We start from the raw sequence: 13,581 nt of genomic DNA, 5'->3' as shown, positions 1-13,581 counted from the left end.
GCGGTGAATTTCCGCTACTTTTATTATTTAAAAAGCCCAGTTACCATTTTCAAATATTTGAACCTTTTCTCCATCTTTAGTTTCTCCAACAATATTTAAATCCTTTGAACCAACCATAAAATCCACATGAGTCAAAGAATCGTTAACTCCTGCCTTTTCTAACTCTTCATCAGTCATATTTTCTCCACCTTTGAGATTAGTTGGATAAGCCTTACCTAAGGCAAAATGACAAGAAGCATTTTCATCAAACAATGTATTCAAGAATATAGTATTAGATTGGGATATTGGAGAATTATAAGGTACCAAAGCTACTTCCCCTAAGTGTTGAGCACCTTCATCTAAAGCAAATAGGTCCTTTAAAATTTCGTAGCCTTTCTCAGCTTCAAAATCCACTACTTTTCCATCTTTAAAAGTTAATTTGAAATTATCGATTAAATTTCCACCATAGTTCAATGGTTTTGTACTATGGACTACTCCATTAACACCAGTTTTCAATGGCATTGTAAAGACTTCTTCCGTTGGCATATTAGCTACAAAGAAAACTCCTTTTGAGTTTTTGCCTCCTCCACCAGCCCATATATGGCCTTCTGGTAGTTGAACTTCTAAATCTGTACCATTGCAAGATTTGTAATATAGTTTTTCAAACTTCTTTTCGTTTAAAAACTTAACCTTAGCTTCAAGATTTTTAAGATGGTCTTCCCAAGCTTTAACTGGGTCTTCCAAATCCATACGAGTAGCTTTAAATATTGCTTCCCAAAGTTTTTCCATAGCTTCTTCTTCTGTAACATCAGGGAAAACCTTTTTGGCCCAGCCTTTAGTTGGAATAGAAACTACACACCAAGAATTTATATCGTTCATTGTATATTTCATAAATCCCTTTAAAGCCATAGAGGAAGATTTATTGTGAGCAGCAATTTTTTTAGAATCTATTTCTTTAAGTAATTCTGGGTCTTCTGAATATATGGACAAAAAACCTGCTCCATCTTCTGCAAATTCTTCTAAACCATTGGCATACCATTTAGGAAAGTTTTCAAACACTTCCATAGGGGCATTTTCATATTTCATCTTAGTTAGAGCTTCATCATTCCAGTTAACATGGACTTGTTTAGCTCCAATTTCATAGGCATGTTTAGCTACTAGTCGAACAAATTCAGCTCCTTCAACGGGAGCGTTAATTACCAATGGTTGCCCCTTTTGAAGATTAATACCTACTTCCACGCAAAGCCTTGCATATTGTTCTAATGTTTCATTAAAGTTTTTCATATTATCACCTTCCAATATGTGTATTATTTATAGTTTATATGATTTGTTAATAGATGTAAATAAAATTTACAGATATTAACTAAGTATTAGACGATTATTGTATAATAATTTGATAAATTTTACATAAATTATGGGAAAAAGAAGGGTTAATGGAAATTATGTAGAATTAATATTAGTATAAAGTATTATTATTACAGATAGAAGTTGAATTAACATTAATCTGCTATTATTAAAAGGTTTAAATTGGAGGTAATTTGATGAAGGAAACTGTAACTTTCCAATCCATAGATAAAAAGGATGAAATCGTACTACCTATTCATTATAACCATATGATCCAAGCAATGATATACAGCCAATTGGATGAAGAAGTAGCAGAATTTTTACACGAAGAAGGGTTTCGGAAAGAAAAGAGAACCTATAAGTTGTTTACATTTTCAAGATTACTAGGTAGATTTAATTTGGATAAACAAAGAGAACAAATAAAATTTAATGGCCCTGTGAAATTAATTATTTCTTCATCTTATAGTGAGTTTAGTAATTCAATAGGAAACAGTTTATTATCTGCTAAAACCATTAGACTTGGAAATAATAGGTTAGAAGCAAAAGAGTTGGCAGTTGAAAGGGAAACTGTGAATAAAGATGAGATAATAATCGAAACTTTGTCCCCTATAACTACTTATAGCACTTTATTAAGAAAGGATGGAAAAAGGTTTACATATTACTTTAGCCCTGAGGAAAGAGAATTTTCTGAAATAATAAGTAATAATCTAAAAAATAAATATAAGGCTTTTTATCTAAAAGATGCACCAGATGAAGATGTAAGCATACAACCTATAGGGTATGCTAAGCTATCCATTCTTAAGTACAAAGGTTTTATAATAAAAGGCTATATGGGAAAGTTTCGTATGAAGGGACCTATTCCCTTATTGCAAATGGGGGTGGAAGCAGGGATAGGAAGTAAAAACAGTCAAGGTTTGGGATGTGTAAAAATAATTTAAGAGGGGGGTGAGAAGATGTTAGAGGGAGTAATACAAGCAGGGGATGCATTACTAAAATCCGATGATTTAATCTCAAATTTTATTCTTGAATTACAACCTGAAAGAAGAAATAAGCAGCTAAATGTTCTAAAATTTAAATTTGATACAAATAATGGGAGTATGGAAATAGACGTAAGTGAAGAGATGGACAATAGAACAGCTGAAAAGTATAGATATGTTGGTTCTGCAGATGGACCTAATTCTCCCCAGTGGTATGCATCTAGTACATCTAGTAATTACCATCTTACAGAAACTTTTTATAATTTAACTAATATTGACTTTGGTAAAGACTTAAATTTAAAAATAAAGCAAATTTTTGAGAATTTTTATGTAGATTTTGGAGAGAAATTGAGACCTAAGTATAGATACGCTATAGATCTGAATAAATTAGGAATTATTGATACAACAATGGACGAATTATTGCAGAAGATTAAAGATGATGTGGAAAACGAAAAAGACTTAGGCAAAAAATTATTGGATAAAATTAAGAATGAGTTTGAAAATTACCTTAATGAGAAGATGAATATTAGTCCTAGAGATATAGGTCTTTATACTATATTTGTCAATGAAGAACCCTTAGCCAACATTAAAAAATATGAAAACATGGTAGTTGAAGCAAAAAAATCCAAAACAAAAAAGTCAAAATCAAAAAATAGAGGAATCTGTAATATTTGTGGAACTAACGAAAATGTCTCCTCAGATATGACTAAAATGAAAATAAAATATTATACAACAAATCAAGTAATATTTGCCAGCAATGTTGATAAGAAAAATTATAATAAAAATATGCAAATGTGCGCCGATTGCATGTTTAAATATCTTGCAGGAGAAAACTATATTTTAAATAATATGAGAACAAAACTTGCAACCTTTGATGTTTATATTATTCCACAGTTTATATATGGGGAACCATTAGATGAAGAGGAATTAAATATAGCAGCAAAGGAAATTATGAACTCTTTTAATACTGTTAAATCAGCAGAGGGAATAGAAAAGTTTAGAAATGAAATAGCAGGTTCTTTAGAATTAAGGAACGAAGATAGTTATTTTCTATTAAACTTTATATTTTTTAAAAGTAGCCAACAAGCTACTAAAATCCAAAGATTAGTCAAGGATGTAAACCCATCTATATTCGAGAAGATAAGGCTAGCATCAAATAATGCTATGGCTGATTTTACTAGTATCTTAGGACATAAGTTTAGTGGGTCTATTACACTATCTACGGTTTATTACATGAACCCAGTGAGACAAAGCAAGGGAGAAGCTACAAAATATAGAGATGTTTTAGAAACATATGATGCAGTATTAACGGGAAAAAATCTTAACAAAAATCATCTAATTAATAATTTGAATCAATGCGTAAAGATAATTAGATTTGAAAAACAATCCTATAATATCAATCCTGATAAAGAAAGATTAGAATTTTTTATAATGAGGGCAAATATGTATATTAAGTTTCTTGAATATTTAGGTTGTCTAAAGGAGGGAAAGAGTTTGGATGTGTCATCATTGAATGTTAAAGATCATATAAAGAAATATATTGAAAAAGTTGGCTACGGCGAACAGGAAACGGCTATGTTTTTACTAGGCTATTTGATTGGCGAAATAGGAAATAAACAATACAAAAGACCTGGAGGAGAAGGCAATAAACCAATATTAAACAAGATCAACTTTAATGGTATAGACAAATCAAAGATAAAAAGATTGGTCAACGATGTATTCAATAAATTAAATCAAGAAAAAATCCGTAGTTTCAATGAAGTTACATTTTTTGAAATGAAAAGGCTTTTAGATTCAAATATTGATAGTTGGAACTTAAATAAAGATGAAAGCTTGTTTTATTTGTTATCCGGTTATTCCTATGCTACTACATTACCAATGTTAAAGGAGGATGGTTCAAATGACAAATAATGAAATATTATACTTGTATGATGCTAAGCTGACAAATCCTAATGGGGATCCAGATGAAGAAAATCGTCCTAGGATGGACTATGAAAGGGAAATTAATTTAGTTACAGACTTAAGATTGAAAAGATATATCAGGGATTATCTAGCTATGCAGGGTCATGATATTTTTGTTAGAAGGGTTGATGACAAACCTGTAACAGCTGATAGAAGAATAAAGGATTTAAAAGATTCCTCGGAGGATTGGATATTAGAGAATTTAACAGATGTAAGGATGTTTGGCGCTACAATGACAGTGAAGGGCGATAATAAGACATTTATAGGGCCAGTGCAATTTAACTGGGGATATTCATTGAATAAGGTTGAACTTTTAGAAGCCAGCATAACGTCTCATTTCGCATCTAGAGAAAAAACAGATCAAGGTACAATAGGTAAGGACTATAGGGTTAAATATTCTTTGATTGCATTTTCTGGAGTAGTAAGTGGGAATAGAGCAATCAAAACTCGATTAAGTGAGGAGGACCTAGCTCTATTAGATAAATCTATGGTACATGCTATTCCTAATCTAGCTACAAGGAGCAAAATAGGTCAATATCCAAGATTATATATGAGAGTAGAATATGTAGATAATGAAACTATATTAGGCGATTATAGGGACTATATTAACTTAAAAGGAGAAGTAGCTAATATTAGGGATATAAATGAATGCCTACTAGAAATAGACAATCTTGTTGAGCTGCTAGAAAACAACAAAAATAAGATAAAGAATATCTATTATTTTGAAGATGGAAATTTACGTTTAACTTTAAACGGAGATAAGGTAAACTTTGAGGAGGCTTTTAGTAATTTTTCATTAAAACAGGTAGAGTAGGGTGATGAGAGTGAAGATTATAGCTTTTGATATATACGGCAAATTTGCACATTTCAGAAAGTTTTATACAAATTCATCATCCCTAACTTATTCTGTACCACCAAGGACTACCATTGAAGGGATGATAGCTGCGCTACTAGGTTATGAAAGAGATAGTTATTATGAACTTTTAGGCGCGGACAAACTTAATATAGCTGTAAAGAAAATAGGAGCAACGAGAAAAATAATGCAATCTTTAAACTACATGAAGGCAGATAGTCCGGGCAAACTAAACTCTCCAACGGAACATACTCAAATTCCCTTTGAAATTTTAACTGGAGATAGAAATTTAAGATATAGAATTTTTCTCTATCATATAGATGATGCGATACAGGATGAAATTAAAAAAAGGACAAAAAATAATAGACCGGTTTTTCCATTATATTTTGGGTGTGCACCTTTTAGTTGTTATATAGAATATATAGATGAATATGAATGGGAATGGGCAATTAGTTCAGAATATAAAAATATTACTACAGTAATTGATACATCAAGAATTAGTAAAATAAACATAGAAAGCATGGATGGCTCTCTCATTAAGGAGAGAATGACAAGGGATTTTAGTGTTGGAAGAACTATTAAAGAAGTTTGTTCTTATATTTATGAACAAGAGGGAAGGTCATTAAACGTTATAATAGAAGGAGGGTTTTGTCGTCTTTCTAATGGTGAAAATATTATGTTTTTATAAAATGCAGGTGATAATATGAACTTTGATTCACATCCAGGAAAGCCCCTGGTACAACATTTAGTTGAAGTTAGAGACTATTCAATACACCAAGTGCCATTTGAGTATAAAAAGGCCTATGAGATGATTGCTCTATGTCATGATTTTGGCAAATATACTTCATTTTTTCAAAGGTATCTAAAAGATAATGAAAAATCCAGCCTATCAAATCACGGTTTTATTTCTGCTATATTTGGTGCTTATTTAAGCCTACTACGATTAGGGGAAGAGAGCATTCTTCCCTTAATCGTATATAATACAATAATTCATCATCATGGAAACTTAGAAAACCCATCGTCAAATTTGCCCAATAGTTTTAAAAATATATCGATAAATAATTTACCCCCAAAAATATTTGAAAAAGTTGATATAGGGTATATCCAAATCCAAGATATAAGAAATAATATAAAATCAATAAAGGAGGATATGAATTATTTAAATATTTCATTGGAATTTGAAGAGTTTATAGGCAAACAAAATGTAATAGAAGATACATTGGGGAAACTCAAAAGGTTAGAATTATTGTCAAAGCGAAATTTAAAATCTGAAAAAAACTATTTTATACATCAATTATTATATTCATTCCTTATTTCTGCAGATAAAATTAGTGCTTCTAATACTCCCATATTTGGAGAAAAGTATGTTGAATTTGAAGAAATGGAAAAGGCGAGGATAGATAAGTTTGGCAAACCTAGGAATTTAATAGATAGTATGAGAACAGAAATATTTACAAATGTAATAGATACTATTGAAAAAGAGTATAAGAACGGGAAAATATTTTCAATAACAGCTCCAACAGGTACAGGGAAGACTATGACTGGCTTTTTTGCAGCATTAAAACTTAAGAAGCTGATTGGTGGAGATAGAAAAATTATATATTCACTACCATTTACATCTATAATTGAACAAAATTATGATGCAATATATGGATTATTTAACATTATAGAAGATTTTCAAAAAAATTTTAGTAGCTATATAATTAAACACCATAATCTTTCTACAGTAGAGTATGAAAGTGAGTATAGGGATTATTCCAAAACAGAGGCTGAACTTCTAATTGAAAATTGGTCTAGTGGCGTTATAATTACGACTTTTGTTCAGCTCTTAGAGACTCTAGTAGGTTCAAGAAATAGGATGCTTAAAAAATTTAGCTCAATTAGAAGTTCAATTATTATATTAGATGAAGTTCAAGCCATAGATATAAAATATTTTGAATTAGTAGATTATATATTGAAAAAAGCTTGTGAATATTTAGATGTGAGAATAATTGTTATGACAGCTACAAAACCAATAATTTTAACAGAGGCTATAGAATTATTAGAAAACAATAATTTATATTTTGAACAATTTAATAGAACTAAGCTTATGCCCAATGTAGAGTATAAGACTTTAAACGAATTCATAGATGATTTTACCGATGAATTAGAAGAAAAGTCATATATGATTGTTTGTAATACTATCAAACAGTCCTTAAAGATCTATGAAGAGCTAAAAACTTTAGATAGAGATGTGTATTATTTATCAACTAATATTTTACCTATACATCGCCGACAACGAATTGAAGAAATAAAAGATAGGTTGTTTGAAGGAGATAAGATAATTCTAGTATCTACACAAGTAGTTGAAGCAGGTGTAGATTTAGATTTTGATGTAGTAGTTAGAGATATGGGGCCTATTGATTCTATTATTCAGTGTGCAGGTAGATGTAATAGAAATAACAAGAACGAAATAGGAGAGGTATATGTATATTCTATTATTGATGATACAGGAAGATCTTATGGAAGCTATGTATATGGCCACACCTTAATGGATATTACTAGGAGTTTACTTAAAAAGGAAGAAACAATTTATGAAAAAGATTATTACGAGTTAATTAATAAATATTTTAAAAAAATAAAAGAAAACAAATCTCAGCAGATATCGAGAAACTATATTGAATCTATTGAAAAGCTTGATTTCTCAGATGGAGAGTATCCTTTAGCCAAATTTTCTTTAATTCAAAACAATCCTGGATATATTGATGTTTTCTTCATATATGATGATGTGGCAGAGTTAACTTATGAAAAGTATAGAGCATTATCATCTATTAAAAACTATAAGGAAAAAAGGGAAAAATATTTAGATATACAAAAGAACATAAAGGATTATACAATATCTGTACCTGCAAAATATTTTAGGACATTCACTTCGGATAGTGGAATGATTTTTTTACCCAGAGAAGGTATTGATCAATTTTATAATTTTGAAACAGGGTTCATAAGAGAAGATGATAATGAATGTATAATCTTTTAGGGGGGATTTTTTGAATGATTTAACAATAAATGGGACTTTAGTTTGGTACTATTTTATATGTAAAAGGGAAGTATGGCTTATGGCCCATAATATAATTCCAGATCAGGATGATCCAAATATAGATTTAGGAAGATTTATACATGAAAATTCGTATTCTAGAGAGAAAAAGGAATTATCTCTAGGGAATGTTAAATTAGATATTCTCAACAAAAGGGAAGGAAGATTACTGATCGGAGAAGTTAAAAAGAGTTCGAAGTATTTAGAAAGTGCAAAGATGCAATTGAGTTATTATTTGTTAGAACTTAAAAGGCATGGCTTAGAAGGAACTGGTATTTTGATGTTTCCTAAGGAAAGAAAACGAATAGAAATTAAATTAGATGACGAATTAATAGAAAAATTAGAAGAGATAGAGAGGGATATTTTGAGAATCTGCTATGAGCCTTTTCCTCAGAAACCTAAGAAGATAAATTTTTGCAATAAATGTGGATATAGGGAGTTTTGCTGGGCATAGAAAGGAGGTAGACGCTATCAAAAAAAATGTATACATTTTTAATGATGGAGAACTAAGAAGAAAAGATAATACCTTTTATTTTAAAACGGAACAGGGTAAAAAATATTTACCAATAGAAGATTTAAAAGAAATATATGTTTTTGGCGAAGTTACTGTGAGTAAAAAATTTTTAGAGTATGTATCACAGAAAGAAATATTAATTCACTTTTTCAATTATTATGGATATTACGTGGGAACATATTATCCCAGAGAACATTTAAATTCTGGGTATATGATATTAAAACAAGCTGAACATTATTTATGTGAAGAGAAAAGATTAGTACTAGCAAGGAAATTTGTTGAGGGGAGTGCCAAAAATATTTTCAATGTTGTTAGATATTACAAAAATAGAGGAAAAGGTTTAGATGATATAGAAGATCAAATATTGAATTTTAGTAAAACTATTGAGCAATGCAGCAGTACTCCAGAATTAATGGGTATAGAAGGAAATATTCGTGATATATATTACCAAAGTTTTGATGAGATAATAGATAATGATGATTTTATATTTGACAAAAGGACAAGAAGACCGCCTAAAAATCACCTCAATGCCCTTATAAGCTTTGGTAACTCAATGCTCTACGTTCTTATATTATCGGAAATATATAAGACTCACTTAGATCCAAGGATAGGTTTTCTTCATTCCACTAACTTTAGAAGATTTACATTAAATTTAGATGTAGCAGAAATATTTAAACCAATTATAGTAGACCGAGTTATTTTTACTTTAATAGGAAGAAATATGATTAATATTGAAGATTTTGATGAGGACATGGAAGGAGTTTTACTTAAAGAAAAAGGTAGAAAAATTTTTGTGGAAGAATTTGACAAAAAGTTAAAAAGCACTATTAAGCACAGGGATCTAGGAAGAAATGTATCATATAATAGATTAATACGAATGGAATTATATAAATTGCAGAAACATCTAATGGCTGAAAAGGATTATTTTCCTTATGTATCACGCTGGTAGGTGAAGAGATGTTTGTTATATTAGTATATGATATTGAACAAAAGCGTGTAGGTAAAGTTCTTAAAACATGCAGAAAATATTTATACTGGGTGCAAAACTCTGTTTTCGAAGGGGAAATATCAGAGGCTAATTTAATTAAATTAAAGATAGAGTTAAAAGGAATAATCGACAAAGATAAGGATTCGGTAATTATATATAGTTTTAGAACTACCAGGTACTCTTCTATAGAAATAATTGGGATTAAGAAAGGTGGAGAAGATACATTTTTATAAATTATCATAATTTTTGTGTCGTCGACCTACAATAGTGTAAAAACCCCTGGAGGTCGACGACAATTTTCCTTTATTACCAAATGTAGTATTGGTAAGAGATACATGGATTTTAAGGAAATAAATTTTCAATATAACTTATAGTTCCTAGGTTTGACAAGAAAAGGAAAATGTAGTATTATCAATATGTCTAGTTGTTTATAGTCTACCTATAAGGAATTGAAACCCTTTTCTACATTTACATAGTTTTCTAATGCATCAGGTTTATAGTCTACCTATAAGGAATTGAAACTGCGAAGTAACAAAAACAGGTCGTTTGAAACGTCTTGTTTATAGTCTACCTATAAGGAATTGAAACTTTGATATAGAAGATAGAAAGTGGTAAAGAAACATTGTTTATAGTCTACCTATAAGGAATTGAAACAACTATGTCCTATCAATGCACAAGTAACTTTGTTTCGTTTATAGTCTACCTATAAGGAATTGAAACCTTCTTCCCATTCTTCAAAACCTATTAAATCAATCCTGTTTATAGTCTACCTATAAGGAATTGAAACTATAGATGGTGGTTTTAGTGGTGCGAATCTGGAGAGGGTTTATAGTCTACCTATAAGGAATTGAAACCCATGTTTTTGGCAAAACCAAGTCAGTTTATGATTGCGTTTATAGTCTACCTATAAGGAATTGAAACCTGTGACAGAAACTTTAGGAGGAGTCAAAACAGATTAGTTTATAGTCTACCTATAAGGAATTGAAACATGATAAAAAAAGAAAAGCAATTGGCCATTAGGTTAGGTTTATAGTCTACCTATAAGGAATTGAAACTAATAAGAGTATAAAGTCTTAGAAATTAAGAACTAGGTTTATAGTCTACCTATAAGGAATTGAAACCAATAAACTTACTAAATCTACCTTTTTTCTTATTTGGTTTATAGTCTACCTATAAGGAATTGAAACACAAAATATATGATAGAACTAGATTTGATAACAATGAGTTTATAGTCTACCTATAAGGAATTGAAACGATTGTAGGAAAGGAAATATAATAATTGTAGATCGGGTTTATAGTCTACCTATAAGGAATTGAAACCAGCAGAACAGTATAAAGAAATTACGGGGGTCGAATAGTTTATAGTCTACCTATAAGGAATTGAAACTGGGTACAAAACCCCTAGAATTTTTTATAGAGGAAAAGTTTATAGTCTACCTATAAGGAATTGAAACTCTAATCCTTGTAATTCTATTTCTTGTAAAACTTTCGTTTATAGTCTACCTATAAGGAATTGAAACTATATATCATTTTCAGCTTGAAGTATTATTGTCCCAGTTTATAGTCTACCTATAAGGAATTGAAACATCTAAAAGTTGAGAAAAGTCAACAATACAAATAAAGTTTATAGTCTACCTATAAGGAATTGAAACAAAAAGCCCAGCCCATTAAAGAGCCGAGCCTTTTCTAGTTTATAGTCTACCTATAAGGAATTGAAACAGATATTACCATTGGGAGGATTATGAAGCTTTGATAGTTTATAGTCTACCTATAAGGAATTGAAACTCATTATACTTTCTGATGCTATAATAATTATAGTAGTTTATAGTCTACCTATAAGGAATTGAAACGATTCTGTAAATGCTCTAAGGGATATAATTGGTGATTGTTTATAGTCTACCTATAAGGAATTGAAACACCTTATCGAAACTCCACAAAGAGCAGATATTAATATGTTTATAGTCTACCTATAAGGAATTGAAACATATCTAAGTGGAGGTCGTAAAAAGAAGGTGCTATTAGGTTTATAGTCTACCTATAAGGAATTGAAACTAGACCAGTCTATTAATATAGATATAAATGACAAAAGTTTATAGTCTACCTATAAGGAATTGAAACGAAGAGAGACGGTCCGTAGTAAAATCTAAATGGAGGTTTATAGTCTACCTATAAGGAATTGAAACTATTTTATAAATTTCTACCCTTTTTATGTCTTCCTTAGTTTATAGTCTACCTATAAGGAATTGAAACAAGATAAAGTATTAATAGATGTTGAATATATAGATAGTTTATAGTCTACCTATAAGGAATTGAAACTCCTCCCATATACAGCATCTTCACTGATGCCATATAGTTTATAGTCTACCTATAAGGAATTGAAACTTGTAATAACTATAAATTATGGAAAAGGGAAAGAGAGGTTTATAGTCTACCTATAAGGAATTGAAACCAGGTTTAGAAGAAGGGAAAGCAGAAGAAATAATCACGTTTATAGTCTACCTATAAGGAATTGAAACTATTAGGTTTGATGATGGGACGCAAATATGTATAAAGTTTATAGTCTACCTATAAGGAATTGAAACTTCCTGCTCTCATGTTGACCATAGATTTTTCTTCTACGTTTATAGTCTACCTATAAGGAATTGAAACTGATTGAATTTTTCATTATATGGGGTAACGTCAATAAGTTTATAGTCTACCTATAAGGAATTGAAACGGTCAAATAGCTGCTGGGACTCCTATACTTGCAGAGCGTTTATAGTCTACCTATAAGGAATTGAAACTCGCTTAGTTTATCTAAGTATTTGAGTGTGATTGTTTGTTTATAGTCTACCTATAAGGAATTGAAACTTTCAAACTGTTGTCGAACTTCTCTGCAATCTGCTTTGTTTATAGTCTACCTATAAGGAATTGAAACAAAGATATAAGACAAGAAAAGAAAAAGACCTTTCAAGTTTATAGTCTACCTATAAGGAATTGAAACTGTAAATAGTAGAGGTAGAAAGGAGAATAAAAATGTCGTTTATAGTCTACCTATAAGGAATTGAAACTTCCTAATAATATTCTATAATTTGTCGAGGATTACTCGTTTATAGTCTACCTATAAGGAATTGAAACTAAAAAAAGAAGAAAAAAAAATACATTTGTATGGAAGTTTATAGTCTACCTATAAGGAATTGAAACAAATTTGTCATAATATATATTCTATTTCCATATCTTGTTTATAGTCTACCTATAAGGAATTGAAACCAATTTACACAATAATGAGTTAATTCCCTAAATACCTGTTTATAGTCTACCTATAAGGAATTGAAACTAAGATGTTTGAATTTCAAGAACAATTGATAATTACGTTTATAGTCTACCTATAAGGAATTGAAACAAAAATGGAACCTACTTCATTAGTAATAACTTCTGAGTTTATAGTCTACCTATAAGGAATTGAAACATGCTACCTATATATTATATATAGACCGTCCAAAGTGTTTATAGTCTACCTATAAGGAATTGAAACTAACATCAGTATAATTTATATCATAATCCCAATGTAAGTTTATAGTCTACCTATAAGGAATTGAAACTCTTTATCTAACTTTCCAAACAGGAATTCAGTTAAGTTTATAGTCTACCTATAAGGAATTGAAACAGTAAAGTAAAAAGTCAAATATCAGTTTCAAAATATGTTTATAGTCTACCTATAAGGAATTGAAACTAAAAGTTCTGATGATGGGATTACATGGGTTGAGGGGTTTATAGTCTACCTATAAGGAATTGAAACGGTATAAAGAAGGTGTTGTATTTGTCAACTGAAAACTATACCATATTTTAATCGAAAACTGGGCCAGTTGAAATAAAAAAAATTAATTACTTTTCTCTAACCACTCTTTAGTT

Annotated in this window: 9 protein-coding genes and 1 CRISPR repeat array; of the genes, 8 read left to right on the top strand and 1 reads right to left on the bottom strand. The window is 30.0% G+C overall.

Features of this window, described 5'->3' with window-relative positions; genetic code table 11:
• Window positions 1-27: 27 nt before the first annotated feature.
• Complete coding sequence (locus tag C3E90_RS00970; RefSeq protein WP_236913680.1) at window positions 28-1,263, bottom strand: aminopeptidase; 1,236 nt, start codon at window positions 1,261-1,263, stop codon at window positions 28-30.
• A 257-nt stretch (window positions 1,264-1,520) separates the two neighbouring features.
• Here C3E90_RS00970 and cas6 point away from each other — a divergent pair, with 257 nt between their 5' ends.
• The 8 genes from cas6 to cas2 are packed head-to-tail and all read left to right on the top strand — an operon-like array spanning window position 1,521 to window position 9,923.
• Window positions 1,521-2,261: a CRISPR-associated endoribonuclease Cas6 gene (cas6, locus tag C3E90_RS00965; protein ID WP_236913679.1), complete on the top strand. Its 741-nt coding sequence runs from the start codon at window positions 1,521-1,523 to the stop codon at window positions 2,259-2,261.
• Window positions 2,262-2,276: 15 nt separating this feature from the next.
• Complete coding sequence (locus C3E90_RS00960) at window positions 2,277-4,211, top strand: TIGR02556 family CRISPR-associated protein (RefSeq protein ID WP_236913678.1); 1,935 nt, start codon at window positions 2,277-2,279, stop codon at window positions 4,209-4,211.
• Window positions 4,201-5,076: a type I-B CRISPR-associated protein Cas7/Csh2 gene (gene cas7b / locus C3E90_RS00955; protein WP_236913677.1), complete on the top strand. Its 876-nt coding sequence runs from the start codon at window positions 4,201-4,203 to the stop codon at window positions 5,074-5,076. Before C3E90_RS00960 ends, cas7b begins: the two co-directional genes overlap by 11 nt.
• A gap of 4 nt (window positions 5,077-5,080) precedes the next feature.
• Window positions 5,081-5,803, top strand: a complete 723-nt coding sequence (gene cas5b / locus C3E90_RS00950) for a type I-B CRISPR-associated protein Cas5b (RefSeq protein WP_236913676.1) — start codon at window positions 5,081-5,083, stop codon at window positions 5,801-5,803.
• A gap of 15 nt (window positions 5,804-5,818) precedes the next feature.
• A complete protein-coding gene (cas3, locus tag C3E90_RS00945) occupies window positions 5,819-8,131 on the top strand; it encodes a CRISPR-associated helicase Cas3' (RefSeq protein ID WP_236913675.1) in 2,313 nt (770 codons plus the stop codon).
• Window positions 8,132-8,141: 10 nt separating this feature from the next.
• Window positions 8,142-8,642, top strand: a complete 501-nt coding sequence (gene cas4 / locus C3E90_RS00940) for a CRISPR-associated protein Cas4 (protein ID WP_236913674.1) — start codon at window positions 8,142-8,144, stop codon at window positions 8,640-8,642.
• A gap of 16 nt (window positions 8,643-8,658) precedes the next feature.
• The gene (gene cas1b, locus C3E90_RS00935; RefSeq protein WP_236913712.1) at window positions 8,659-9,651 is read left to right on the top strand and encodes a type I-B CRISPR-associated endonuclease Cas1b; all 993 of its coding nucleotides are present in this window, start codon (window positions 8,659-8,661) and stop codon (window positions 9,649-9,651) included.
• A gap of 8 nt (window positions 9,652-9,659) precedes the next feature.
• Window positions 9,660-9,923, top strand: a complete 264-nt coding sequence (cas2, locus tag C3E90_RS00930) for a CRISPR-associated endonuclease Cas2 (RefSeq protein ID WP_236913673.1) — start codon at window positions 9,660-9,662, stop codon at window positions 9,921-9,923.
• Between the two features lie 193 nt (window positions 9,924-10,116).
• Window positions 10,117-13,468: a CRISPR direct-repeat array (repeat unit 30 nt; unit sequence GTTTATAGTCTACCTATAAGGAATTGAAAC).
• Window positions 13,469-13,581 lie beyond the last annotated feature (113 nt).

This window comes from Clostridium sp. Cult2, assembly GCF_021655075.1.
Lineage (GTDB): Bacteria > Bacillota > Clostridia > Tissierellales > Tepidimicrobiaceae > Schnuerera.
The sequence above is the reverse complement of the archived record's forward strand: the minus strand, read 5'-3'. Positions and strand labels throughout refer to the sequence as shown.